General features: G+C 67.2%; 23 protein-coding genes. 7 read left to right on the forward strand and 16 right to left on the reverse strand.

Annotated elements, in window-relative coordinates:
- Window positions 1-2: 2 nt before the first annotated feature.
- The 10 genes from gyrB to J0J01_RS27460 all read right to left on the reverse strand — a co-directional run bounded on the left by gyrB (window position 3) and on the right by J0J01_RS27460 (window position 11,529).
- Complete coding sequence (gyrB, locus tag J0J01_RS27415) at window positions 3-2,474, reverse strand: DNA topoisomerase (ATP-hydrolyzing) subunit B (protein ID WP_296386630.1); 2,472 nt, start codon at window positions 2,472-2,474, stop codon at window positions 3-5.
- Window positions 2,475-2,476: 2 nt separating this feature from the next.
- Complete coding sequence (recF, locus tag J0J01_RS27420) at window positions 2,477-3,592, reverse strand: DNA replication/repair protein RecF (RefSeq protein ID WP_296386632.1); 1,116 nt, start codon at window positions 3,590-3,592, stop codon at window positions 2,477-2,479.
- Window positions 3,593-3,660: 68 nt separating this feature from the next.
- The gene (gene dnaN / locus J0J01_RS27425; protein ID WP_296386633.1) at window positions 3,661-4,779 is read right to left on the reverse strand and encodes a DNA polymerase III subunit beta; all 1,119 of its coding nucleotides are present in this window, start codon (window positions 4,777-4,779) and stop codon (window positions 3,661-3,663) included.
- 211 nt (window positions 4,780-4,990) lie between these two features.
- Window positions 4,991-6,394, reverse strand: a complete 1,404-nt coding sequence (gene dnaA / locus J0J01_RS27430; RefSeq protein WP_296386635.1) for a chromosomal replication initiator protein DnaA — start codon at window positions 6,392-6,394, stop codon at window positions 4,991-4,993.
- Window positions 6,395-6,462: 68 nt separating this feature from the next.
- Window positions 6,463-6,924, reverse strand: coding sequence for a rhodanese-like domain-containing protein (locus J0J01_RS27435; RefSeq protein WP_296386637.1), 462 nt, complete (start codon window positions 6,922-6,924; stop codon window positions 6,463-6,465).
- A 602-nt stretch (window positions 6,925-7,526) separates the two neighbouring features.
- Window positions 7,527-7,790, reverse strand: coding sequence for a 30S ribosomal protein S20 (gene rpsT / locus J0J01_RS27440; protein ID WP_296386639.1), 264 nt, complete (start codon window positions 7,788-7,790; stop codon window positions 7,527-7,529).
- A gap of 75 nt (window positions 7,791-7,865) precedes the next feature.
- The gene (locus J0J01_RS27445; RefSeq protein WP_296386642.1) at window positions 7,866-8,642 is read right to left on the reverse strand and encodes an enoyl-CoA hydratase; all 777 of its coding nucleotides are present in this window, start codon (window positions 8,640-8,642) and stop codon (window positions 7,866-7,868) included.
- A gap of 39 nt (window positions 8,643-8,681) precedes the next feature.
- A complete protein-coding gene (gene mutM, locus J0J01_RS27450; RefSeq protein ID WP_296386645.1) occupies window positions 8,682-9,521 on the reverse strand; it encodes a bifunctional DNA-formamidopyrimidine glycosylase/DNA-(apurinic or apyrimidinic site) lyase in 840 nt (279 codons plus the stop codon).
- 5 nt (window positions 9,522-9,526) lie between these two features.
- Window positions 9,527-10,192 carry a YggS family pyridoxal phosphate-dependent enzyme gene (locus J0J01_RS27455; protein ID WP_296386647.1) on the reverse strand — a complete coding sequence of 222 codons (666 nt, stop codon included), beginning with the start codon at window positions 10,190-10,192 and terminating at the stop codon, window positions 9,527-9,529.
- Window positions 10,189-11,529 (reverse strand): tetratricopeptide repeat protein, encoded by a 1,341-nt coding sequence (locus J0J01_RS27460; RefSeq protein ID WP_296386649.1) that lies wholly within the window; start codon window positions 11,527-11,529, stop codon window positions 10,189-10,191. The genes J0J01_RS27455 and J0J01_RS27460 overlap by 4 nt, the downstream gene beginning before the upstream one ends.
- 46 nt (window positions 11,530-11,575) lie before the next feature.
- Here J0J01_RS27460 and J0J01_RS27465 point away from each other — a divergent pair, with 46 nt between their 5' ends.
- Window positions 11,576-12,148 (forward strand): Smr/MutS family protein, encoded by a 573-nt coding sequence (locus tag J0J01_RS27465; RefSeq protein WP_296386650.1) that lies wholly within the window; start codon window positions 11,576-11,578, stop codon window positions 12,146-12,148.
- Here J0J01_RS27465 and ada read toward each other — a convergent pair.
- Window positions 12,082-13,155, reverse strand: a complete 1,074-nt coding sequence (gene ada, locus J0J01_RS27470; protein WP_296386652.1) for a bifunctional DNA-binding transcriptional regulator/O6-methylguanine-DNA methyltransferase Ada — start codon at window positions 13,153-13,155, stop codon at window positions 12,082-12,084. The two genes, J0J01_RS27465 and ada, sit on opposite strands and share 67 nt — an antisense overlap.
- 147 nt (window positions 13,156-13,302) lie before the next feature.
- Window positions 13,303-13,542 carry a DUF1127 domain-containing protein gene (locus J0J01_RS27475; protein WP_296386654.1) on the reverse strand — a complete coding sequence of 80 codons (240 nt, stop codon included), beginning with the start codon at window positions 13,540-13,542 and terminating at the stop codon, window positions 13,303-13,305.
- Window positions 13,543-13,683: 141 nt separating this feature from the next.
- Here J0J01_RS27475 and gcvA point away from each other — a divergent pair, with 141 nt between their 5' ends.
- A complete protein-coding gene (gene gcvA / locus J0J01_RS27480; RefSeq protein WP_296386656.1) occupies window positions 13,684-14,601 on the forward strand; it encodes a transcriptional regulator GcvA in 918 nt (305 codons plus the stop codon).
- Window positions 14,602-14,632: 31 nt separating this feature from the next.
- Window positions 14,633-15,028, forward strand: a complete 396-nt coding sequence (locus tag J0J01_RS27485) for a copper chaperone PCu(A)C (protein WP_296386658.1) — start codon at window positions 14,633-14,635, stop codon at window positions 15,026-15,028.
- Here J0J01_RS27485 and J0J01_RS27490 read toward each other — a convergent pair.
- Complete coding sequence (locus tag J0J01_RS27490; protein ID WP_296386697.1) at window positions 15,025-16,113, reverse strand: lysine-2,3-aminomutase-like protein; 1,089 nt, start codon at window positions 16,111-16,113, stop codon at window positions 15,025-15,027. The genes J0J01_RS27485 and J0J01_RS27490 overlap by 4 nt on opposite strands.
- Before the next feature lie 56 nt (window positions 16,114-16,169).
- Here J0J01_RS27490 and J0J01_RS27495 point away from each other — a divergent pair, with 56 nt between their 5' ends.
- The 4 genes from J0J01_RS27495 (at window position 16,170) to ugpC (ending at window position 20,413) form a co-directional block, all read left to right on the forward strand.
- Window positions 16,170-17,063, forward strand: a complete 894-nt coding sequence (locus J0J01_RS27495) for a sugar ABC transporter permease (RefSeq protein WP_296386660.1) — start codon at window positions 16,170-16,172, stop codon at window positions 17,061-17,063.
- Between the two features lie 10 nt (window positions 17,064-17,073).
- Window positions 17,074-17,904 carry a carbohydrate ABC transporter permease gene (locus J0J01_RS27500; protein WP_296386662.1) on the forward strand — a complete coding sequence of 277 codons (831 nt, stop codon included), beginning with the start codon at window positions 17,074-17,076 and terminating at the stop codon, window positions 17,902-17,904.
- Between the two features lie 20 nt (window positions 17,905-17,924).
- A complete protein-coding gene (locus J0J01_RS27505; protein WP_296386664.1) occupies window positions 17,925-19,199 on the forward strand; it encodes an extracellular solute-binding protein in 1,275 nt (424 codons plus the stop codon).
- 128 nt (window positions 19,200-19,327) lie between these two features.
- Window positions 19,328-20,413, forward strand: a complete 1,086-nt coding sequence (ugpC, locus tag J0J01_RS27510; protein WP_296386665.1) for a sn-glycerol-3-phosphate ABC transporter ATP-binding protein UgpC — start codon at window positions 19,328-19,330, stop codon at window positions 20,411-20,413.
- A 41-nt stretch (window positions 20,414-20,454) separates the two neighbouring features.
- On the opposite strand, the gene J0J01_RS27515 is transcribed toward ugpC, so the two are convergent.
- The 3 genes from J0J01_RS27515 to J0J01_RS27525 all read right to left on the reverse strand — a co-directional run bounded on the left by J0J01_RS27515 (window position 20,455) and on the right by J0J01_RS27525 (window position 23,551).
- Complete coding sequence (locus tag J0J01_RS27515) at window positions 20,455-21,741, reverse strand: TRAP transporter large permease (protein WP_296386667.1); 1,287 nt, start codon at window positions 21,739-21,741, stop codon at window positions 20,455-20,457.
- Window positions 21,738-22,337, reverse strand: coding sequence for a TRAP transporter small permease (locus J0J01_RS27520; protein ID WP_296386669.1), 600 nt, complete (start codon window positions 22,335-22,337; stop codon window positions 21,738-21,740). Before J0J01_RS27520 ends, J0J01_RS27515 begins: the two co-directional genes overlap by 4 nt.
- A 164-nt stretch (window positions 22,338-22,501) precedes the next feature.
- A complete protein-coding gene (locus J0J01_RS27525; RefSeq protein WP_296386671.1) occupies window positions 22,502-23,551 on the reverse strand; it encodes a TRAP transporter substrate-binding protein in 1,050 nt (349 codons plus the stop codon).
- Between the last annotated feature and the right edge of the window lie 115 nt (window positions 23,552-23,666).

Below are 23,666 nucleotides of genomic sequence, written 5' to 3' on the forward strand. Positions count from 1 at the left end.
GCCTAGACATCCAGATTGGCCACCTTGAGGGCGTTGTCCTGGATGAAGTCGCGGCGTGGCTCGACGACGTCGCCCATCAGGGTGGCGAAGATCTCGTCGGCCTCGTCGGCATGGTTGATCTTGACCTGCAGCAAGGTGCGCGCCTCCGGATCGAGCGTGGTCTCCCAGAGCTGGTCCGGGTTCATCTCGCCCAGCCCCTTGTAGCGCTGGATGGAGACGCCTTTGCGGCCGGCCTCGAGCACGGCGGCGAACAGCTCGGTCGGCGAGGAGATGGTGGTCTCCTTGTCCTTGGCGACGAAGGTGCCGGGCCGGCGGTAGATGTTCTGCAGCTCCGGCGCCAGGGCATCGAGCCGGCGGGCCTCGGCGCTGCGCAGCAGCGGCCCGTCGATCACATGACGCTCCTGCACGCCGCGTAGCCGGCGGGTGAAGGCGAGGCCGCCGTCGGTCGTCGGTTCGCCCGACCAGCCACGCTCGAGTTCCGGGCTGACCACGTCGAGGCGACGGGCGATGTATTGCGCGGCTCCCTGCGCCTGCTCGGCATCGCCGATGATGTCTGGATTGAGCGCGCCGGCGATCGCGGCTTGCTCGATGACGGCCTGGCTCGTGACGCGGCGAGACAGCGCCAGCGGCTTGACCAGATTGGAAACCGAGCGAGCGACGTCGACGGTGTGGCGGAGGTCGTCCTTGGCCTGCGTCGTGCCGTCCCCCAGCCGGAAGACAGAGCCGTCCAGGCCGCTGTCGATCAGGTGGTCGTCGAGCGAGCGCTCGTCCTTGAGGTAGATCGCCGACTTGCCCTTGGCCGCTTTGAACAATGGCGGCTGGGCGATGTAGAGGTAGCCGCCGTCGATCAGGCTCTTCATCTGGCGATAGAAGAACGTCATCAGCAGCGTGCGGATGTGCGATCCGTCGACGTCCGCGTCCGTCATGATGATGATCTTGTGATAGCGCAGCCTGCCGATGTCGAAGTCGTCGTGGCCGATGCCGGTGCCGAGCGCGGTGATCAGGGTGCCGATCTCCTGCGAGCCCAGCATCTTGTCGAAGCGCGCGCGCTCGACATTCAGGATCTTGCCGCGCAGCGGCAGGATCGCCTGGTTGGCGCGGTTGCGGCCCTGCTTGGCCGAGCCGCCGGCCGAATCGCCCTCGACGATGAACAGCTCGGAGAGCGCCGGATCGCGCTCCTGGCAGTCGGCGAGCTTGCCGGGCAGCGAGCTGACGTCGAGCGCACCCTTGCGACGGGTGAGCTCGCGCGCCTTGCGGGCCGCTTCACGCGCGGCGGCGGCCTCGACCACCTTGGTGACGATCTTGCGCGCCTCCGAGGGATGCTCCTCGAACCACTGGCTGAGCTTGTCGCCGACTACCGATTCGACCACCGGCCGCACCTCGGAGGAGACCAGCTTGTCCTTGGTCTGCGACGAGAATTTCGGGTCCGGCACCTTGACCGACAGCACGCAGGTCAGGCCCTCGCGCATGTCCTCGCCGGAGAGGTTCACCTTCTCCTTCTTGGAGACGCCCGATTCGTCGGCGTACTTGTTGAGCGTGCGGGTCAGCGCGCCGCGGAAGCCGGCGAGATGGGTGCCGCCGTCGCGCTGCGGGATGTTGTTGGTGAAGCACAGCATCGTCTCGTGATAGCTGTCGTTCCACTGCAGCGCGACCTCGACGGTGATGCCGTCCTTCTCGCCGCGGATCGAGACCGGCGGGTTGTGCAGCACCTGCTTATTGCGGTCGAGATACTTGGCGAAGGCCTCGACGCCGCCCTCGTAGAACAGCTCGGAGACCTTGGGCTCGGCGCCGCGCTCGTCGGTGATGACGATGCGCACGCCGGAGTTTAGGAAGGCTAATTCGCGCAGCCGGTGCTCGAGGGTGGAGAAGTCGTACTCGGTCTTGGTGAAGGTCAGCTTGGAAGGCAGGAACGTCACCTCGGTGCCGCGCTTGCCCTCGGGCGCGTCGCCGACCAGCTCGAGGTCCTTGTCGGCGTCGCCGTGGCGGAACCGCATGTAGTATTCCTTGCCGTTGCGCCAGATGCGCAGGTCGAGATGCTCGCTGAGCGCGTTCACGACCGCGGCGCCGACGCCGTGCAGGCCGCCCGACACCTTGTAGGAATTCTGGTCGAACTTCCCGCCGGCATGGAGCTGGGTGAAGATCACGTTGGCGGCCGAGATGCCCTCTTCCTTGTGGATGTCGACCGGCACGCCGCGGCCGTTGTCGCGCACCGTGACCGAGCCGTCGCCCTGCAGGACCACGTCGACGCGGTCGCAATAGCCCGCCAGGGCCTCGTCGATCGCATTGTCGACGATCTCGTAGACCATATGGTGCAGGCCGGTGCCGTCGTCGGTGTCGCCGATATACATGCCCGGGCGCTTGCGCACGGCCTCGAGGCCGCGCAGCACCTTGATCGAATCGGCGTCGTAATCCTCGCCGTTGCCGTTTGGGCCGTTGGGCCCATTGCCATTGGGAAGGGGTTCGTTCTGGCTCATCGTCATGATTCCACTACAGCGCCGTCGGCGACACGCAGGACCTGCGCGCGGCCGGCCAGCGGCTTGAACAGCTCGGCGTCGGTGCCGGTCATCCAGCTCTGCACACCCAGCGCTACGACCTCCTCGAACAGGGCGGCGCGCCGCTCGGCATCGAGATGGGCCGCGATCTCGTCCAGCAGCAGCAAGGGCGGCCGGCCTCGCGACAGGGTCACCAGCCGGGCATGGGCCAAGGCGATGGAGACCAGAAGGGCCTTCTGCTGGCCCGTCGAGCCTTCCGCCGCCGGCAGGTCGAGATCGAGATGGCGCACCGCAAGATCGCTGCGATGCGGCCCGGTAGATGTGGTGCCGGCCTCGGCGTCGCGCAAGCGGCTGGCCGAGAGTGCCGCACGCAGCCGGTCCTCGGCATCGAGCGCGGCCATGGCGGCGATCCAGCCATCGACCTCGCCCGCCATGGCGAGCGCGGCGCGCGGGAACGGCCCGACGCCCAGACGGGCGGCCGCATCGAGGCGCTGCACGGTGTCGGCGCGGTTGGCGGCGAGGGCCACGCCGTGGCGGGCCATGGTGTCTTCCAGGGCGGTGAACCAGTGCGGGTCGCGATTGCCCTCCGCCAAGAGGCGGGCGCGCTGGCGGAGCGCGTGCTCGTAGGCCGCGACGTCGCCGGCATGTTCCGGATGCAGCGCCGTGACCAGCCGGTCGAGGAAGCGGCGGCGCTCGCCGGCACCGTCGAGGAACAGCCGGTCGAGCTGCGGCGTCAGCCAGACGGCCGCGACATGCTGGCCGAGCGCGGTCTGGCTCGCGGCCGGCCGGCCGTCGATCCGCACCACGCGGCGCGGCAGGCTGGCTTCGCTGCGCCCGGGTTCGAGGCCGGTGCCGATCGCCAGCCGGCCCTCCGGCGTGTCGAGGGTGGCGGCGACCGCCCAGGCCGATCCATCCGGCCGGCGCGTCACCTCGTCGAGGCGGGCGCGGCGCAGGCCGCGGCCCGGCGCCAGGAAGCTGAGCGCCTCCAGAAGATTGGTCTTGCCGGCGCCGTTGGGGCCGACCAGCACCACGGGCTCGCCGCCGCAGTCGAGGCGGAGCTGGCGATAGTTGCGGAAGTCGGTGAGCCTGACCTGGCGCACGGCCAGAAGGGCCGGCGCTGCGCCGGATGCGGCGTCGGGGCTATAGGCTAAAGCGCTTGCCGATACCGTCATACCCGCATCGGCATGAGAACGTACAACGCGCTCTCATCGGCACCGTCGCGCACCAGGGTGGGCGAGCCGGCATCGGCCATCAGGAAGCGCGCCTCGGAGCCCGCGATCTGCTCGGTGATGTCCAGCAGGTAGCGCGAGTTGAAGCCGATCTCGAGGCCGGCAAACTTGTAGTCGACCTCGATCTCCTCGGTGGCGCTGCCGGCGTCGGGGCTGGTGGCCGACAGGGTGACGATACCCTTGTTGACCGCGAGCTTGATGGCGCGCGACTTCTCGGTGGAGATGGTCGAGACGCGGTCGACGGCCGAGGCGAACTCCTTGCACGGCACGTTCAGGACCTTGTCGTTGCCGGTCGGGATCACCCGCTCGTAGTCGGGGAAGGTGCCGTCGATCAGCTTGCTGACCAGGGTGACGCTGGCCGAGGCGAAGCGGATGCGGGTGTCGGAAAGCTCGATATCGACCGAGCCGTCGCTCTCGTCGAGCAGCTTGCGGACCTCACCCACGGTCTTGCGCGGCACGATCACGCCGGGGATCTCGGCAGCCCCCTTGGGCAGCGGCACCTCGACCCGGGCCAGCCGGTGGCCGTCAGTCGCCACGCCGCGCAGCACGTCGGTATTGCCCGACTTGGCGGCGTGGAAATAGATGCCGTTCAAGTAGTAGCGCGTTTCTTCGTTCGAGATGGCAAAACGCGTCCGGTCGATGATGCCCTTGAGGTCGGTCGCCGGGATCTGGAAGCGGTGCGGCAGGTCGCCCTCGTTCATCGCAGGGAAATCGGCCGGCGGCAGGCATTGCAGGCTGAAGCGCGAGCGGCCGGCGCGGATGGCGAGGCTGTTGCCGTCGCTCGCGGTCTCGAGCTCGACCTGGGCGCCGTCGGGCAGCTTGCGCACGATCTCGTAGAGGGTATGGGCCGGGGCGGTGGTCGAGCCGGTCTTGGCGGCGCTGGCATCGACCGTCTCGGTGATGGCGAGGTCCATGTCGGTCGCGGCCAGGCTCAGCCGGCCCTTCTGGGCGGTGATCAGCACGTTCGACAGGATGGGGATCGTGTTGCGGCGTTCGACGACACTCTGCACATGGGCGAGGGCCTTCAGAAGCGCTGCCCGTTCGATCGTCAATTTCATGGTTTGGTCGCTGTAACGAGGGCCGATTGAGCGGTTGAGACACCCCGTTTCGCGGACCTCCGAAGGCCCATTGCGGAACGGTTGCGGAGTATAGCACGGGGGCTGGTGGCGGGAAGCAATTTCGCCCGTTTCTAGAGGCGCTTAAGCCCCACTTAAGCCACGAAAAACGGGGCCTTTCGAGCCCCGTTCGTTCGCGTCCATGCGGTGGCGTTCAGCCTTGCAACTGTCGCTTGAGCAGCTCGACATCCTCTGCAATCGAGATGTCGGACACCTTCAGCTCCTCGATCTTGCGCACGGCATGCATGACCGTGGTGTGGTCGCGGTTGCCGAAGCGCTTGCCGATCTGCGGCAGGCTCAAGGTGGTGAGCTGCTTGGCGAGATACATCGCCACCTGTCGGGGACGCGCCACCGAGCGCGCGCGGCGCGGCGAGGACATCTCGGCCAGCTTGATGTTGTAGTGGGCGGCGACCCGTTGCTGGATCTCGTCCACCGTGACCTTGCGGTCGGCCTGGCGCAGCAGGTCGTGCAGGACGTCCTGCGCCATCTCGACGGTGATCTCGCGGCCGATCAGCTGGCCGTGCGCGACGACGCGGTTCAGTGCGCCCTCGAGCTCGCGGATGTTGGTGCTGATCTTGTGCGCGAGGAACTCGAGCACGTTGGTCGGCACCGGCACGCGCGCCCCCTCGGCCTTGGTCTGCAGGATGCTGAGGCGCAGCTCGTAGGTCGAGGAGTGGATGTCGGCGACGAGGCCCGAGCCCAGCCGCGAGCGCATGCGCTCCTCGATGTCCTGCAGCTCGCTCGGCGGCTTCTCCGAGGAGAGCACGATCTGCTTGTTCTGCTCCACCAGGCTGTTGAAGGTGAAGAAGAACTCGTCCTGGCTCGCCTCCTTGCCGCAGATGAACTGAACGTCGTCCACCATCAGCACGTCGACGTTGCGGAACAGCTCCTTGAACTGGCCGGTGTTCTTGGTGCGCAGCGCCGTGATGAAGCGGTTCACGAAGCTCTCGGCCGTCAGGTAGAGCACGCGGGTCTTGGGATCGCGCTCGCGGATGGCGTGCCAGATGGCGTGCATCAGGTGGGTCTTGCCCAGGCCGACGCCGCCGAAGATATAAAGAGGGTTGCGCTCAGGCAGGGGCTTGTCCTGCTCGGCGATGTTGCGCGCGGCGGCGTAGGCGAACTCGTTCGGCTTGCCGACCACGAAGTTGGCGAAGGTGTAGCGCGCCTCCGGGCCGGAGAAGCCCTCGTCGCCGCCGCGACCGATCGCCGGACCGAACTTGGGCATCGGCTGCTGGAAGCTCTGCGGCGCCGGGACTGGCGGCATGGCGATGATCTCGTTGCGCTTCACCGTCGGCGGCGGCACGAGGTTGACCTCGACGCTCGAGACGTCGGGATTCACCGCATGCCAGTAGGCGAGCACGCGGTCGCCGTAGTGGCGGCTCACCCAGTCGCGGACGAAGCGGGTCGGCGCATAGAGGCGGACCTTGCCGGCCTTCGATTCGCCCGGTTCGACCTCGCCGAACCAGGTCTTGAAGGCCTTGTCGCCGATTTCCTTGCGGAGACGATCGCAAACCCGAGTCCACTGCGCCTCGAGTTCCTTTCGCCCCTCATCATCCATGCCAGTCCCCGCAATACTCTTCTGATTGAACGCTGCGTCGTTAGCCGACGTCGAGGATAGAGTCTTGTTCAAGTCTGTCTCCATGGAAGCCCAGTAGCCTTCCACCCCGCCGCTGAACCGCGTTTCCCATGCGTATCCAGCGGACCTTCGAACCCCTCAGACACGTTGATGCACGTACTGTATCCGGCTGCGGACATAGCTTTCGCCGCCGCAGCCGACCTCGCCCCACTCCGACACAGAAACAGCAGTGGCGTATCCTTGTCCGTGACGGCGTTCCCCAATGTCGCCACGAACTCCGGATTCTGCTGCATGCTTGGGAAGACCTGCCACTCGAGCAGCGCCGGCTTCTTGCCGATCGCTGCGAGTTCGGGCAGGCCCACGTAGTTCCACTCGGCGCGGGTGCGGCAGTCGATCAGCACCGCGTCCTTGTTCTCGCTCAGGATCTTCCAGGCGGTCGCCGGAGTCACGTCGCCGGTGTAGCCCGGGGCGGCGGAGACTTCGTACGTGCCAGTGATCCTGTTGCTCGCCATGGCCCCCGCATCTTTCATTTCGAGCCGGGGCGCAGGCTTCGAGCCTCGAGTGAGAAGTCGAGACCAAAGCACGGGCTTGAACAACGACGGCTCTTCTTTGGAGAGAGCGTGATCCCACGCGCTCGATTCTTCAAGTGCTCGTCGTCGTGTATGCCGGTGTGCTTGTGGTCTGGTTCTCCTTCTTCCTCGTTGCAGCGAAGAAGGAAGTCCCCCCGTCTCCGCCTTGGCTCGCGCTCAGCGCCCCACGCCCCGTCGCGATGTCGGACTCTTAGACAGACTCAGCGAGCGGCGCAAACGCTTCGGAACCGACATAGGCGCGTGATGCACGTTGTTCCCCGCGCGATTCATTTGACAACCCCGCCGATTCGATTCGCGTCGCGCTGACGTCGCTTCGAAGATCAAGGACGCGCCTCAACATCTTGCGCTCGCCTTGCTCGGCCGTTCGATGGGGGCGAATTGCATCTTTTTTGCCGACTTCGATCCCAAGTCCTGATTGCGTCCGAACCGTAAAAAAGTTCTCAAAAAAATTTCCGCGCGTATCTCAAAAACGAAAACGCCGCTCGGTGGGAGCGGCGTTCATCTTCAGTGCAGGGCGGGTTGCCTCACGCCATCGCCTTGATGCGCGCATTGAGTCGCGACATGCGACGCGATGCGGCGTTCTTGGCGACGACCCGCGCGGCAGCGCCGCGCTGGATCTCCGGCTGCGCCGCCTTCAGCGCATCCGCCGCCTTCTTCTTGTCGCCGGCCTTGATTGCGTCCTCGACCTTCTTGATCGAGGTGCGCACGCGGCTGCGGCGCGCCGAATTCGCGGCGGTGCGGCGCTCGGTCTGGCGGGCGCGCTTCTCGGCCGACTTGTGATTAGCCATTGAATCCTCTTCCTCGGAAGGCGGCGCTTATACGAGGCGACCGGGGACCGGTCAACCCCACGGAATCGGCGCGATTCAACGGTGTTTCCAGGTTGCTTTGCGCTTCCCGGCGAACGCGTTCATGCCCTCGCTGCGGTCGTCGAAGGCGAAGGTGGCGTGGAAGGTGCGTCGCTCGAAGCGCACGCCCTCGGCCAGGGTGGTCTCGAAGGCGCGGTTGACCGCCTCCTTGGCGACCATCGTCGCGGGCAGCGACATGCCGGCAATTTTTTCTGCCGTTGCAAGGGCTTCGTCCATCAGCTGGACGAGCGGCACGACGCGGCTCACCAGGCCGCAGCGCTCGGCTTCGGCGGCGTCCATCATGCGGCCGGTCAGGATCATGTCCATCGCCTTGGACTTGCCGACGAAGCGCGGCAGGCGCTGCGTGCCGCCGGCGCCCGGGATCGTACCGAGCGTGATCTCGGGTTGACCGAACCTCGCATTGTCGGCGGCGATGATGAAGTCGCACATCATCGCCATCTCGCAGCCGCCGCCCAGCGCATAGCCTGCGACCGCGGCGACGATCGGCTTGCGGATCTGGCTGACCCGCTCCCAGCCGACGGTGATGAAGTCCTGCAGGAAGACATCCTGGTAGGACTTGTCCTTCATCTCCTTGATGTCGGCGCCGGCGGCGAAGGCCTTGTCGCTGCCGGTCAGCACCAGGCAGCCGATGGCCGGGTCTGTTTCGTATGTATCCAGCGCCTGGCCGAGCTCGCGTACCAGGTCGGCGCACAGCGCATTCAGCGCCTTGGGCCGGTTCAATCGGACGATGCCGACGCGGCCCCTGGTCTCGGTCGTGATGTTCTCGTAAGCCACTCTATCCCTCCTGTTGGCCTCCCCGCCGGGCCTTGCAGACTAACGCTGGCAGTGGGCGCAATAAAAGGTCGAGCGGCCGGCCTGCACCAGCCGCTTGACGAGGTGGCCGCACTGCTTGGTTTGGCAGGGCGCGCCGGCGCGGTCGTAGACCTTGAAGCGGGTCTGGAAATAGCCGAGCTCGCCGCCCGGCTGGACGTGATCGCGCAAGGTCGAGCCGCCGTCGTCGATCGAGCGCAGCAGCACCTGCTTGATCGCCGCGACCAAGCGCTCGGCGCGATCGCCCTGCACCGTATGGGCAGAGCGCCGCGGCGAGAGGCCCGACAGGTAGAGCGCCTCGCAGGCATAGATGTTGCCGACGCCGACCAGCGTCTTCTGGTCGAGCAGGGCCGCCTTGATCGGCGTCTTGCGGCCCTTGAGCCGCGCCGCCAGCACTGCGCCGTCGAAGGCATCGGCCAGCGGCTCGGGACCCAGCCCCTTGAAGGCCTTGTGCTTCTCGACACCCTCGGTCGGCACCAGCAGCATCAGGCCGAAGCGGCGTGCGTCGTTGAAACGAACCTGCCAGCCATCGTCCATATCGAAAACCACATGATCGTGGCGCTCGAAGGGATGCTCGGCGGCGCTTTTGGCATCGTGCAGCGTCATGCGGCCCGACATGCCGAGATGGATGATCAGGGTCTGGCCATCGTCGAGGCGCAGCAGCAGGTATTTCGCCCGCCGGTCAATTGCGGTGACGGTGCGGCCTTCGACCTTGGCGGCGAAGCGCGCCGGCAGCTTCACGCGCAGGTCCTTGCGGCGCTGGATCAGGCCGGCGATACGATGGCCGACCATGCGCGGGACGAGGCCGCGCCGGACGGTTTCGACTTCGGGCAGCTCGGGCATCGGGGCTAGTGGCGCGCTCCGAACAGCGCACTGCCGACGCGGACATGGGTGGCGCCCAACCGCACCGCCGTCTCGTAGTCGGCGCTCATGCCCATGCTGATCCGGTCGAGGCCGTTGCGCTTGGCCATCTTGGCCAGCAGGGCGAAGTGCAGCGCCGCCTCTTCCTCCACGGGCGGGATGCACATCAGGCCGACCACCGGCAGCTTGTGCACGTCGCGGCAGGACGCGACGAAGGCGTCGACGTCGGCCGGCAGGATACCGGCCTTCTGCGCCTCCTCGCCGGTATTGACCTGGATGAAGCAGGCCGGCCGCTTCCCGGCGCGTTCCATCTCCTTGGCGAGGGCCGCGGCCAGGCGCTCGCGGTCGACCGACTGTATGACATCGAACAAGGCCACGGCGTCGCGCGCCTTGTTGGTCTGCAACGGCCCGATCAGGTGCAATTCGAGGTCGGGATAGTCCGCCTTCAGCGCCGGGAATTTATCCTGCGCCTCCTGCACCCGGTTCTCGCCGAAGATGCGATGGCCGACCTCGAGCAGCTCGCGCACCCGCTCGGGCCCATGGGTCTTGGAGACGGCGACCAGGGTGACATCGCCGGGCCGCCGGCCGGCAGCCTTGGCCGCCTCGGCGATGCGGCCCTGGACCTCGGCCAGATGCTCGGCGCCGGCGCTCACGCGTCGAGGCTCGCGCGGGCGACTAGCGCCTCGTCGTTGCCGGGATCGGCAGCCAGCGCGTTGTCCAGGGTCTCGCGGGCGCGGTCCTTCTCGCCGAGCGCGGCGAGGCAGATGCCGTAGTTGGCGAGCAGGCGGGCGTCGTTGGGCGCGCCGCGCAACGCCTGCTCGTGCAGCGGCCTGGCCTCGGCGGCTCGGCCGAGATCGACCAGCACCGCGCCGAAGTTGGTCAGGATCAGCGGATCGTCGGCCGCATGCTTGCGGGCCCGCTTGAACGAGCGGCGCGCCTCGTCGAGGCGCTTGAGGCCGCGGAACGCCAGGCCCTGATTGTTGAGCGCCCGGGCATCGTCGGGCGCCGCCTTGAGATAGGGCTCGAGCGTCAGCAGCGCCGTCTCGTAGCGCTTGCCGTCGAGATGCAGGAAGGAGAGCTGCAGCACGGCATCGCGGTCGAACGGGTTCTGGGCGAGCACCCGCCGCAGCACGCCCTGCGCCTCGTCGCCCTTGCCCGCGGCCGACTGGGCGAGCGCGAGGGTACGCAGCGCCGGCGTGAAATGGGGATCGAGCTCGAGCGCCTTCTCGACGTGCGCGATCGCTTCCGTCACCTTGCCGGCGAAATAAAGGACGAAGCCCAGCGCGTGGTTGAGCACGGCGCTCTGCGGCACCAGCGCCACCGCCTGCCCGGCTTCGGCGATCGCGTCGTCGTGGCGGCCGAGGCCGCCCAGCGCCAGCGCGCGGTCGGCCATGATCTGGGCGCGGCGCGGCGCCTCCTCGCCGGCATCCTGCATCGCCTGATCGAGGATCTGCACCGCCTGCTCGAAATGGCCGAGGCGATAGAAGACATGGCCCAGCATGTTGCGGGCGCGGGCCTGGATGGAGCGCAGCTGCGCGCCGTCGGGATGCTCCAGCGCGCGATCGAGGTTGGCGACGACCTCGGAGAGCTCGCGCTCGGCGGCGGTGAACTTGTGCTGGTCGATATGGATGCCGGCCAGCGCCAGACGCGCCTCGATGTGGGTCGGCGCGCGGCGAACGGTGTCGCGGAAGCGCTTGGCCGCCTCGTCGAGCTTGCCCTGGCGGCGCGCGATCAGGCCGAGATTGTAGGACAGCATCGGCTCGTTGGGGTCCTTGGCGATCGCCTTGCGCCACAGGACCTCGGCCTCGCCGAGCGCGCCGCGCTGCGACAGGCAGACGGCGAGATAATGCAGGATCGCCGGCTGGTCGCCGTGGCGGGCATGGGCGGCGCGCAGATGCGGCTCGGCGCGATCGAACCAGTTGGCGCGCAGATATTGCAGGCCGGCCTGCAGGTCGGGATCGGGCTGGACGTGCTGAGGAGCGGTCGCCATGGCCGGCTGTGTAGACCCGGGATGGGGCCAAGGCTACATCAAACGGATGGCCAAGGACGTCGAGCTGTTCCGGGCGGCAATGGCGGATGTGAAGCCGCTCAAGGGCCGCAAACGTCCGGCCAAAAAGCCTGTCACCCCGAGGCCGAAGGAGGCTGTCATCCCGAGGCCGAAGGCCGAGGGATCTTTGCCGGTCCGGGAAAGATCCCTCGCTGCGCTCGGGATGACAAAGTCGCCGGCGCTGCAGTCGTTCGATCGCGAGGTCGATCGCTCGCTGTCGAAGGGCAAGCGCAGGCCCGAGGCCAAGCTCGACCTGCACGGCATGACTCTCGTCGCGGCCGAACGCGCCGTGAGCGCGTTCATCGCCGACTCGTCGGCGCAGAATCGCCGCGTCGTATTGATCGTCACCGGCAAGGGCACACGCCTCGACAGCGGCCGCATGTTCGGCGGCCGCATCCGGGCGGAGTTTCCGGGCTGGCTCGAGCGGCCGGAGAACCGGGTGCGGGTGGCGGGCGTGCGGGCTGCCCATCCGCGCCACGGCGGCGGCGGCGCCTTCTACGTGCTGCTGCGCCGGCGCTCTTCGGCGAGCAGCCGCTCCTTGCGCGCCACGCCCCAGCGATAGCCGGTCAGCGCGCCGGTCGAGCCGACGGCGCGGTGGCAGGGGATGACGCCGGCCGCCTGGTTGGTGGCGCAAGCGCGTCCGACGGCGCGGGCCGAGCCGGGCGCGCCGATGCGCTTGGCAATCTCGCCGTAGGTCCGGGTCTCGCCCGGCGGGATCTCGGTCAGCGCTTTCCACACCTTCCACTGGAAGGCGGTGCCGACGATGTCGAGCGGCACGTCGGGCGCATCGAGCGCGGTCGGCTTGCGGCCGTACAGCCGCGCCAGCACGCCTTTTACGCGCGGCGCCAGCACCTGGTCGTTGCGCTCGATCTCGGCTGCCGGAAAGTCGTGCTTGAGATCGCGCTCGAGCGTGCGGTCGCTGTCGCCGAGGAACACCGCGGCGATGCCCTTCTGCGTCGCTGCGACCAGTACGCGGCCGTAGTCGGACTCGACCGTGGTGTAGTCGATGTGCGCGCCGGCGCCGCCCTTGGCGTAGGTGGCGGGTGTCATGCCGAGCGCCTTGTCGCTCGATTCGTAGACGCGGCTCGGCGAGCCGTAGCCCGCGCCGTACAGCGCCTCGCTCACCTTCTCGCCGTTGCGCAACGCCTTGCGGAAGCGCTCGCGCTTCCTGGCGATCAGCCAGTCGCGCGGCGTCACGCCGAGCTCCGATACGAATCGCTTGCTGAGGGTGTTGGCGGTGATGCCGACCAGCCGTGCCACCTCGGCGAGCGACGGCGGCGTATCGACGTCGGCGGCATCGAACAGCGCGCAGGCGCGCGCCACCGGGCGGCTGAGCCCGAGCTCAGCTTGCCAGTCGCGCGGCTTGCAGCGCTTGCAGGGGCGGAAGCCGGCCGCTTCGGCCGCTTCCGGCGAGGGGTGGAAGGCCACGTTCTTGCGCAGCGGCGGCCGTGCCGCGCAGGACGGCAGGCAATAGACCCCGGTCGACTGGACTGAGAACCAGAACCGGCCGTTGTAGGCCCGGTCGCGACGCTGGACCGCGGCCCAGCAGGAATCCGGGTCGGGGAGCATGCCAGGGAGGGAGGGGCTGGCGAGCGCCATGGTGGGGGGAGAAAGAGAGATTTCGGTCATGGACGCCATATAGACGTCCCGACCAACCTGCTCTATCCGGCGCCCGCCGGCAATTCCCCCGACCCGGAAACCTATTCGTGGATGGCCTTAGGCCCAGAAGCCCTTGGTGGACTCGTACCGGGCGGTGCCGCGATCGATCCCGATGTCGCGCAGCAGGCGGTCATCGAGCTCGGCCAGTTGGCGTCGGGATTTGCGGATCTCCGCACGATTGATCAGGGTCTCCACGCCGACCGCAACCGACCCGGCGAGCAGCGCAATGGCCCGGCCGAGGGTGAAAGAGGGGGTAGCCGTGCGGGCGATTTCCCGCACGCCAGACAGGGTCGACATGACTTAGCTCCGTTTGAGGCGGTGGCGGCGGAACTGCCGCGCTGACCTCGTGTATATGCCTTATTTGATGTATGATCCGCATTAGCGCAAAGGATGAAAGCTCTTGGGAAGGGCTAAAAAAACTATGAACTGGTCGTCCAGATGAGTCGCTCTCAATTGCCGCTGAATGCGCTCCGCGCCTTCGAGGCCGCCGCCCGTCACGCTAGTTTCACTCATGCCGCCGAGGAGCTGCACGTCACCCAGGCGGCGGTCAGCCACCAGGTCAAGGCGCTCGAGGAAAGGCTGGGCGTGGCGCTGTTCGTGCGCCGGCCGCGCGGGCTCGAGATCACCGGCGAGGGCCAGGCGCTGCTGCCCGACCTGCGCGACGCCTTCGACCGCATGACCAACGCCTTGGAACGGGTCGGCCGCAAGGCCAACTCGGGGACCTTGAACGTCAGCCTGGTGACGACCTTCGCGCTGGGCTGGCTGGCGCCGCGGCTGCACCGCTTCCAGGCCAAGCATCCGGAGATCGAGGTGCGCATGACGACGGCGCTGCGCCATGTCGACTTCGCGCGCGAGGATTTCGACTGCGCGATTCGCTTTGCGGTGCAGCCTGATCCGGACCTGCATGCGACGCGCCTGTTCAGCGACGTGCTGACCCCGCTCTGCGGCAAGCGCTACAAGGACAAGCTGAAATCGCTCGATGACCTGAAGCGCGTGCCGTTCATCGACATGACCTACGATCCCGAATGGTCGATCTGGCTGCGCGCGGTCGGCCTGGGCGACTTCAAGCCCAAGCGGGTCCTGACCTTCGATTCGACGATGATCGCCGTCGAGGCGGCGATGGAGGGCGCGGGCGTCGCGGTCGGGCCGCCGCAGCTGTTCCGCGAGGAGCTGGCCGAGGGCCGGCTGTTCCAGCCGTTCCCGCAGATCGTCGATTCGGGCAAGGCGTGGTGGTTCGTCTGCCCACCGTCGTCGGCGACCCGGCCCAAGACCAAGGCGTTCGAGGAATGGCTGGTCGAGGAGCTCAGCCAACCGCCGGTGCGGGCCACCCGACCGATTATGGCAGCGCGCCGTTGACCCCGACAAAAGCTAATGCTGAATGGGCGGCATGAACATCGATATCAGCCGCCCCTGGATCCGCACCTCGCTGGGCGAGAAATGCCACACCGGTGGATTCTTTACCGTCACCAACAAAAGCGACGAGGCCGATCGGCTGATCGCAGCCGAAAGCCCCGTCGCGACGAAGATCGAGATCCACGGCATCAAAGTGGTCGGCCACGGCATCTGCATGCGGCCGCTCGAGAAGGGGCTGCACCTGCCGCCCGACACGGCGATCACGCTGAAGCCGCGCGGCTATCACCTGTTGATCGAGCTCAAGGCACCGCTCGCTCAGGGCCAGCGTGTGCCGATGACCCTGACCTTCGAGACGGCGGGGGCGCAGACGGTCGAACTGCTCGTCGAGGCGCCGGGTCCGGTCGGCGACGAGGCCCTGGCCGAGCGTTAGCCGGGATAGCGGTGCGTCTGCCCGAAGGCGTCGCGGACCCGTAGCTCGTCGGGCAGCGCATCGGGATCGTCGCCCAGATAGCCTGCAAGATAACCAGGACCGATCGGCACCTTGCCGTGGCCGCCCGGCACGTCGAGCACGTAGGTCGGCTGCGCCAGGCCCGACAGCCGGCCGCGCAGCGCCCGCATCAGCTCCTGCCCGCGCGCGATGGAAACGCGGAAGTGGCCGGTGCCGCGCACCAGGTCAGGATGATGCAGGTAGTAGGGCTTCACCCGCGCCGTCACCAGCGCCCGCATGAGCTGGTCTAGGGTATCGACGGTGTCGTTGATCCCGGCCAGCAGCACGGTCTGGCCCAATAAAGGTATCCCCGCATCGGCCAGCCGTCCGAGCGCCATCCGTGCCGCGGGCTGAAGCTCGCGCGGGTGATTGCAATGCACGCCGAGCCACGGCGCGGCGCGGCGCGGCTTGATCGCGGTCACCAGTTCGGGGGTCACGCGGGACGGATCGACGATCGGCACCCGGCTATGGATGCGGATGACGCCGACATGGCCGATCGCGTCGAGGCCCGCGATCAGGTCGGCGAGCCGCCGTGGTGCCATCATCAGCGGATCGCCGCCGGTCAGGATGACTTCCCAGATCTCGGGCCGGTCGCGGATGTAGGCGAGCGCGGCCGCGAGCTCGTCGGCCGACAAGGCCTCGCCGCCCGGCCCGACCTTCTCGCGGCGGAAGCAGAAGCGGCAATAGACCGGGCAGACATGCAGCGGCTTCAGCAGCACCCGGTCGGGATAGCGGTGGACGATGCCCTTGACGGCGGCGCGCGCCTCGTCGCCGATCGGGTCGGCCAGCTCCTCGGGCGCGATCTCGGTCTCGGCGATGCTGGGCACGAACTGGCGGGCGATCGGGTCGTCGGCGTCCGCGCGGTCGATCAGGCCAAGCATCTCGGGCGTGATGGCGATCGCCATCGACTGCGCGGCGTCGGCAAGCCGCGGCTCGGCCGCGACCAGCCCTTCGCGCTCCAGCGCCTCGAGGGTCCGCAGGGTCTGCATGGCGGCCGTGACATAGCGGGAAACACCGCTTTCAACCAGTTCGGAAAACCCGCATCATCCCGGCAACAAGTAAGCAAAGAGGTAGGGGAAGGCGTATGGCGTCGGGGTCGCGTCCGCTGTTCGGCGAGCAGCAGCGTTTCATGCTGCTGCTGGTGTTGCCCGCGGGCCTGCTGATGCTGCTGTTCCAGGTGGTGCCGATCGTGATCGGCGCCAATGCCAGCTTCCGCGACTGGGCGCTCTACAATCCGAAGAAGGTCTGGGTCGGGCTGGCGCACTACCAGGCGGTGATCACCGATCCCGCCTTCCTCGAGGTCGTGCTGCCCAACACCTTCCTGTTCATGGTCGTGAGCGTGCTGGGCGCGCTGGCGCTGGGCCTGGCGCTGGCGCTGCTGCTCAACCGCCCGTTCCGCGGCCAGAAGCTGGTGCAGACCGTGCTGCTGGTGCCGCTGATGGTGGCGCCGGTGATCGCCGCCATCATGATGCGCTGGATGTTCAACGATCAGTTCGGGATCGTGAACGCAGTGCTCGAGGGGCTGGGGTTCGAGGGCCAGCCCTGGCTGGTCGAGCGTTGGACCGCCTTCGGCGTGATCCTGCTGACCGACATCTGGCTGTGGACGCCCTGGTACACGCTGCTGCTGCTGGCGGGACTGCAGAGCCTGCCGCGCGAGCCGTTCGAGGCGGCCGAGATCGACGGCACCTCGACCTGGCGGGTGTTCACCCATCTCACCGTGCCGATGCTGCGGCCGGTCATCGTGGTCTGCGTCGTGATCCGCGCGATCGACGCCTTCCGCACCTTCGATATCGTCTGGACGCTGACCGGCGGCGGCCCCGGCCGCTCGACCGAGCTGTTCAGCCTCTATGCCTATGTCCTGGCCTTCCTCAATCTCGATCTCGGTCGCGGCTCGGCAGCGGCGATGATCGGCGGCCTCATCATCCTGGTGGTCGGCGTGGTGCTCTATCGCGTCACCGACCGCATCGCCAAGGCCTGACGCCATGGCGATGGTCCGTCAGCCCATGCTGTTCGCCAATCTGCCGTTGGGCGTGCGCCGCCTGCTGTTCGGCCTGGCGATCGTCGGCATCTGCTTCCTGTTCGCCTTTCCGGTGCTGTGGCTGATCCTGACGTCGCTGCGGCCCGAATCGGGCGTCTACTACGTCCATCGCGGCACCGAGTTCACCTTGGGCAACTTCGCCGAGGTGTTTCAGGACGAGCGTGTGGTCGAGGCTTTCGCCAACTCCGCTGTGATCGCCACGCTCGCGACCTTCTTCTCGCTGCTGGTGACGGTGTCGAGCGGCTACATGCTGTCGCGCTTCAAGGGACCGGTCTCGAGCACCTGGTTCGGCACGATCTACATCTTCCGCTGCGTGCCCTACATCTCCTGGGTGATCCCGCTCTACTTCGTGGCGCAGAGCTGGGGCCTCTACGACACCTATGTCGGCCTGCTGCTGCCGCACATCGCCGTCCATATCTGCTTCTTCTCCTGGCTGATGAAGGGCTTCTTCGACGGCATCGACCCGTCGATGGAGCACGCCGCCCTGATCGACGGCTGCACGCGCTGGGGCGCTTTCCTGCGGGTGGCGCTGCCGTCGGCGATCCCGGCGATCGCCGCGCTGGGCGTGCTGTGCTGGCTGTTCACCTGGAACGAGTTCCTGTTCGCCCTGATCCTGACCGGCAATCGCGTGCCGGTGATCACCGTGGTGATGGCCCAGTTCGTCACCGAGATGGGCCTGCGCTGGAATCTGATGGCGGCGACGGCGGTGATGGCGCTGGTGCCGGCCTTCCTGCTCGCCTTGTTCGGTCAGAAATACGTGATTCGAGGCCTGCGCCTCTAAGTCAAAAGAAGGAGGAAACGATGTTGAGACGAGCGTTATTAGCCGCCGCCGCCGTGCTCGCGGCCGGCACGGCGCAAGCCCAGGTGAAGGAGCTCAGGATCGGCTACCAGCCGAGCCCGATCCAGGACGCCTCGATCGCCATGTTCGAGAGCTGGGGCGCCAAGAAGGGCATCAAGATCGTCAAGGTGCCCAACTCCTACGGCGTCTACGTCGAGAAGATGACGGCGTCGCTGACCTCGAACTCTGACCAGTACGACGTGATCTGGCACAACGACGACTGGGGCCAGCTCTGGGCGCACCTGCTCGAGCCGACCGACGACATCGAGGCCCTCAAGTACGCCGAGAAATGGGGCATGGACAAAGTCGTGTTCGGCAATGCGCAGGGCCAGAACACGGTCGTGCCGATGGGCCAGACCTTCAGCGTGTTCTTCTATCGCAGCGACCTGGTGAAGCCGGAGGAGGTGCCGAAGACCCTGGCCGGGCTGGTCGAGACCTCGAAGAAGCTCCAGGCGGCCGGCAAGGTGAAGTTCGGCTATGTCGGCGGCATGGCGATGAACCACAGCTGGTTCTCCTGGCTGTGGTCGATGTGGGCCAACAATTGCGACGTGCTGGCGCCTCCTTATGAGCGCGACAACAAGAAGCTCGCGGCCAACGGCTGGAAGTCGATGATGACCGAGCCCTGCATGAAGGAGACGGTCGAATACTGGTGGGACGCCATCAACACCCACAAGATCTCGCCGCGCGGCATGCCGGCCTACGACCGCAACGAGGCCAACGCCATCTTCATGGGCGGCGACGCGGCCTTCACCGTGGCCGACACGCTGTGGTGGGGCACCTTCAACGATCCGGCCAAGTCCAAGATGGCGGGCAAGATCGCGGCCGCGCGCTTCCCGCTCGGACCCAACCGCAAGGACCCGTTCGCCTGGGACGATATCTGGGGCTGGGCGATCCCGAAGTCGATTTCGCCGGAGCGCAAGGCGCTCGCCAAGGAGATGCTGGCGGCGATGATGGTCGACAAGGAAGGCCAGATGAAGATGTTCAAGGCGACCGGCGCGCCGCCGCCCAACACCACCTTCTGGCCCGAGATCTCCGCGGCCGATCCGTTCATGAAGCTGCTGAAGGAGTCGGTGCTCGATTCGCCCCACAAGGTGCGCGGTGCCTACTACTTCGCCAACTGGCCGGCGGTGCACAAGGCGTTCAACGACACCGTCACCAAGGCCGTCACCGGCAAGCGCGAGGACATCGCCAAGGTGCTGGCCGAGGGCGCACCCAGCGTTAGCAAGGCGGCGCAGTAAGCGCGAAACGAGGCGCCCTTCATGTTCCTCTCCCGCTAGGGGGAGGGTCAGGTGAGGGGCTTCGAGGATTGTCTGTAACCCCTCACCCCGCCTCTCCCCCTAGCGGGGGAGGAGCATGACGAGTCATCATGGCCGCTATCAGTCTTGCCAAGGTCAACAAGCACTACGGGTCGCTGCACCATGCCGTGAAGGACGTCGACCTCGAGATCGCCGACAAGGAGTTCGTCGCCCTCGTCGGCCCGTCGGGCTGCGGCAAGTCCACCACGCTGCGCATGATCGCGGGGCTGGAGGACATCTCGAGCGGCGAGATCCGGATCGGCGGCAAGGTGGTGAACAACCTGGCCCCGCGCGACCGCGACGTCGCCATGGTGTTCCAGAACTACGCGCTCTATCAGCACATGAGCGTGTACGACAATCTCGCCTTCGGCCTGCGCAACAAGAAGGTGCCGGAGCGAGACATCAAGGCGGCGATCGACCGCGCCGCCGAGATCCTGGGCCTGCACGAGCTGCTGAAGCGCCGGCCGCGCCAGCTCTCGGGCGGCCAGCAGCAGCGCGTCGCGCTCGGCCGCTGCCTGGTGCGCAACCCGCTGGTCTTCCTGTTCGACGAGCCGCTCTCCAACCTCGACGCCAAGCTGCGCGCCCAGATGCGGGTCGAGATCAAGCGCTTGCATGCCCAGGTGCCGACCACCTCGGTGTTCGTGACCCACGACCAGGTCGAGGCAATGACGCTCGGCGACCGGGTCGTGGTGATGCGCGACGGCCGCGTGCAGCAGGTCGGCACGCCGCTTACGGTCTATGCCCGGCCGGTCAACCGCTTCGTCGCGGGCTTCATCGGCGCGCCAGCGATGAACTTCGTCGAGGTCACGGTGGGCGAGGGCAAGGTCAGCGCCCCGGACCTCGATCTCGCCGTCAGCGAGCCATCGGGTGCCGCGCTCCAGCGCTATCGGGGCCGCAAGGTCGTGCTGGGCATGCGGCCCGAGCATCTGGTGCTGGGCGAGATCGCCGGCCGATCGTTCGAGGCGGCGGTCGAGGTGGTCGAGCAGCTCGGCTCGGAGATCCTGCTCGAGGCCCGGCTGGGTGCCACGCGCATCACCGTCGCGCGCGTGCCGGCCGAGGCGTCGGTCGCAAGCGGCGACCGCCTGCGGCTGTCGGTGCCGCCGGGCCGACTGCATTTCTTCGATCCCGAGACCGACGAGGCGATCGCCGGTTCGTGATATCGATGATATCACTGATATCCGGGAACTTCCCGGCCGCCTCAGCCGAACCAGCGCACCGCCACCATCACGATATCGGGCCAGATGCAGATCATGGCGATCATCGCCAGCAGGGCGATGACGAACGGCGCCGAGCCCTTCTCGACGTCGGTCAGCTTGCCGCGCCCGCGGATGCCGTGGATCACGAACAGGTTGATGCCGAACGGCGGCGAGATCATCGCCGTCTGGATCAGCAGCACCAGCAGGATGCCGTACCACACCGAATCGTAGCCGGCCTGGACCATCAGCGGCGTGGTGATCGGGATGGTCGAGATCATCATGGAGAGCTCCTCCATGAAGGTGCCGAGGATCAGGTACAGCGCGATCACCGCCAGCAGCACCTGGACCGGCGAGAGCTGGTAGTGGGCGATCAATTTGCTGAGCTGCTGGGTCAGGCCGATGGTCTGGATCACGACGTTGAGGAAGAAGGCGCCGACCAGGATCGCCACCACCATCGAGGTGGTGCGCACCGTGTTCTCGCAAACGTCGCGCAGCATGCGCCAGCTCAGCCGCCGGTCCTTGGCCGCCAGGGCGAGCGCGCCGACGATGCCGACCGCCGCCGCCTCGGTCGCGGTGGCGATGCCGAAGAAGATCGCGCCGATCACGATCACCAGCAGCACCAGCGGCGGCAGCAGGTCGGGGAGAAGCTTCATCCGCATCTCCCAGTTGGTCGGGATGCGGGTGCCGCCCCAGTGCGGCTTCCAGATGCAGGCGACCAGCACCGTCAGGCTGAACAGCACGGTCAGGATGAAGCCCGGGATGAAGCCCGCGAGATAGAGCTTCGGCACCGAGGTGTCGGTCATCACGCCGTAGATGATCATGTTGATCGAGGGCGGGATCAGGATGCCGAGCGTGCCGCCGGCCGCCAGTGTGCCGAGGAACAGCGGCTCGTTGTACTTGTGCTTCTCGATCTCGCCCATCGCCACCACGCCGATGGTGGCGGCGGTGGCGACGCTCGAGCCCGACACCGAGCCGAACAGGGCGCAGGCGCCGATGTTGGAATGCATCAGCCCGCCAGGCAGCCAGGAGAGCCACTGCACCAGCGCGGCGTACATGCGCTCGGCGGTGCCCGAGCGCAGCAGGATCTCGCCGAACAGAATGTAGAACGGGATCGCCGTCAGGATGAAGTTGCTGGTGGTCGACCAGGTGAGCTCGCCGACGATGCGGCTCATCGGCATGGTCGAGAACATGTCGTTCAGCAGCACGCCGGTCAGGCCCATGCCGGCGGCGACGGCGATCGAGCTGCCGAGCAGGAACAGCAGCACCACGAGCGAGATGCCGGCGGTCATTGTGGCTTCTCCTGCTCGAGCCCGTGATGGGTGGCGGCGATCTCCTCCTCGGCCTCCTCGACGGCGGACTTCGAGCCGATCAGCTTGAACAGCTCGCCGTAGCGGCCCTGGGCGAAGGCCAGCAGGCCGCGCGCCAGCAGCAGCAGGCAGACCAGGACGAAGAACACCAGGCCCGCGAACCACAGGCCCTGCGGGACGATCAGCGGCGCCTCGATCGCCGACAGCGAATGCGATTCGGAGACCCAGGACTGCCTGACCACGCCCCAGGCGTAGAAGGTCACCATGCCGAAGAAGAACAGCAGCGTGGCGAGGCTGATCAGGTCGAGCAGCGCCCGCACGGTGATCGACTTGATGCGGACATAGACGGTGTCGATGCGGATGTGGCTGCGGCTCAGCAAGGCAGCCGAGAAGCCCCAGGCGCTGGAGATCGCCAGCGCATAGCCCGACAGCTCGTCGGCGCCGCCCAGGGTCACCGCCAGCGTGTAGCGCAGCGTGATGTCGATGCAGATCAGGATCGAGGCGATGAGCAGCATGGCGCCGCCCACCACCGCGCCGACCCGAGAGATGCTCTCGGCGGCGGTTTGAAGGCGCTGCATCAAACTCCTCCCCATTCAGATGGGGAGGTGTAGCGGTAGTCCGCGACGGAGGGGTCATGGGCCCCCGCAAGACTGTCGCTCATGACCCCTCCGCCCGCGTAGGATGCGGGCACCTCCCCTTCGCGATTCCGCGAAGGGGAGGATTCTGATTTCGCATCTTCATTTCAGGGTGTCGGCGCCTTCAGCCCGAGCGCCTTGCCGACCGTGTCGTTCCACTCGCGGGCGCATTCGGCGCCGCAGCGCTTGGCCCAGCCGGCCAGCACCGCGCCCTCGACCAGCTTCTTGTGCGCGTCCATCTCCTCGGGCTTGACCGGCACGATGGTGGTCTTGGCGAGCTTGCCCATGGTGCAGGGCTGCACGCCGCTGTTGCAGTTGTCGGCCTCCGACGTGGTCGTCTTGATGGTCGCCCACATCTTGTCCTCGTAGGCCCTGGTCTGCTCGGCCATGAAGGCCTGGACCTTGGGATCGAGCCGTTTCCAGCTGTCGAGGTTCACGGCCAGCACGTTGATGCTCCAGCCGAGCGACATCGGATAGATCGACTTGGTGACCTCGGCCCAGCCGGCGGTGTTGCCCGACAGGCTGCCCGTGACGCCGCAATCAACGACGCCGGCCGATAAAGCCGGCACGACCTCGGCGAAGGCCATGCTGACCGCCGAGCCGCCGACGCCGCCCAGGAAGTCGCGCATGGTGTTGTTGAACACGCGGATCTTCTTGCCCTTCAAGCCGCCGAGGCCCGACACGACCTCGCGGCACCAGAAGACCTGGGGTGTGTTGCCGCCGAAGGCCAGCAGCTTGACGTTCCAGTTCTTCTGCATCTGCCGGTCGATCACGCCGCGATAGGCGTTGCAGGCGGTGCGGGCCTTCTCCGGATCGAGCGTCAGGCCCGCCAGGTCGCAGGCCTCGAAGCGCGGGTCGTCGCCCGCCATCTTGGAGATGTCCATGCCGGCGAAATCCATCACGCCGAGCTTGAGCAGGCGCAGCATCGTCTTGTCGTCGATGCTCATCTGGTCGAGCGGCGTGATGTCGGCGGTGATGGCGCCCTTCGACGCCTCGAGCACGGTCTTGCGCCAGAACGGGACCTCGTCGTGGATCGAGGCCGGCGTCGGGCTGTTCAGCCCGATGACCTTGAACTGACTCTTGGGCAGGTCCTGCGCCGCGACACAAGTGGTCATCGCGGCCGCCAAGGCGAGGCCCATCATCCAACGCTGCAGCATCTGCCGTTCTCCCCCAGCACAGCCAAAGCTCCGACCATTGTGAGCAAGATGCGCGCCAAGCGAAAGGGGCGTGCGCTAGCTGAATCGTTTGCGGGCTGCGTCCGGGACCGGCAAC

The sequence above is a fragment of the Reyranella sp. genome, assembly GCF_017305915.1.
GTDB lineage: Bacteria > Pseudomonadota > Alphaproteobacteria > Reyranellales > Reyranellaceae > Reyranella.

Bases quoted from the DNA above. Each gene is read 5' to 3' on its own strand.
- gyrB (WP_296386630.1), bottom strand. From the start codon at position 2,474: ATGAGCCAGAACGAACCCCTTCCCAATGGCAATGGGCCCAACGGCCCA.
- dnaN (WP_296386633.1), bottom strand. From the start codon at position 4,779: ATGAAATTGACGATCGAACGGGCAGCGCTTCTGAAGGCCCTCGCCCAT.
- dnaA (WP_296386635.1), bottom strand. From the start codon at position 6,394: ATGGATGATGAGGGGCGAAAGGAACTCGAGGCGCAGTGGACTCGGGTT.
- J0J01_RS27435 (WP_296386637.1), bottom strand. From the start codon at position 6,924: ATGGCGAGCAACAGGATCACTGGCACGTACGAAGTCTCCGCCGCCCCG.
- rpsT (WP_296386639.1), bottom strand. From the start codon at position 7,790: ATGGCTAATCACAAGTCGGCCGAGAAGCGCGCCCGCCAGACCGAGCGC.
- mutM (WP_296386645.1), bottom strand. From the start codon at position 9,521: ATGCCCGAGCTGCCCGAAGTCGAAACCGTCCGGCGCGGCCTCGTCCCG.
- J0J01_RS27460 (WP_296386649.1), bottom strand. From the start codon at position 11,529: ATGGCGACCGCTCCTCAGCACGTCCAGCCCGATCCCGACCTGCAGGCC.
- J0J01_RS27465 (WP_296386650.1), top strand. From the start codon at position 11,576: ATGGCCAAGGACGTCGAGCTGTTCCGGGCGGCAATGGCGGATGTGAAG.
- ada (WP_296386652.1), bottom strand. From the start codon at position 13,155: ATGCTCCCCGACCCGGATTCCTGCTGGGCCGCGGTCCAGCGTCGCGAC.
- J0J01_RS27475 (WP_296386654.1), bottom strand. From the start codon at position 13,542: ATGTCGACCCTGTCTGGCGTGCGGGAAATCGCCCGCACGGCTACCCCC.
- gcvA (WP_296386656.1), top strand. From the start codon at position 13,684: ATGAGTCGCTCTCAATTGCCGCTGAATGCGCTCCGCGCCTTCGAGGCC.
- J0J01_RS27485 (WP_296386658.1), top strand. From the start codon at position 14,633: ATGAACATCGATATCAGCCGCCCCTGGATCCGCACCTCGCTGGGCGAG.
- J0J01_RS27495 (WP_296386660.1), top strand. From the start codon at position 16,170: ATGGCGTCGGGGTCGCGTCCGCTGTTCGGCGAGCAGCAGCGTTTCATG.
- J0J01_RS27500 (WP_296386662.1), top strand. From the start codon at position 17,074: ATGGTCCGTCAGCCCATGCTGTTCGCCAATCTGCCGTTGGGCGTGCGC.
- J0J01_RS27505 (WP_296386664.1), top strand. From the start codon at position 17,925: ATGTTGAGACGAGCGTTATTAGCCGCCGCCGCCGTGCTCGCGGCCGGC.
- ugpC (WP_296386665.1), top strand. From the start codon at position 19,328: ATGGCCGCTATCAGTCTTGCCAAGGTCAACAAGCACTACGGGTCGCTG.
- J0J01_RS27515 (WP_296386667.1), bottom strand. From the start codon at position 21,741: ATGACCGCCGGCATCTCGCTCGTGGTGCTGCTGTTCCTGCTCGGCAGC.
- J0J01_RS27520 (WP_296386669.1), bottom strand. From the start codon at position 22,337: ATGCAGCGCCTTCAAACCGCCGCCGAGAGCATCTCTCGGGTCGGCGCG.
- J0J01_RS27525 (WP_296386671.1), bottom strand. From the start codon at position 23,551: ATGCTGCAGCGTTGGATGATGGGCCTCGCCTTGGCGGCCGCGATGACC.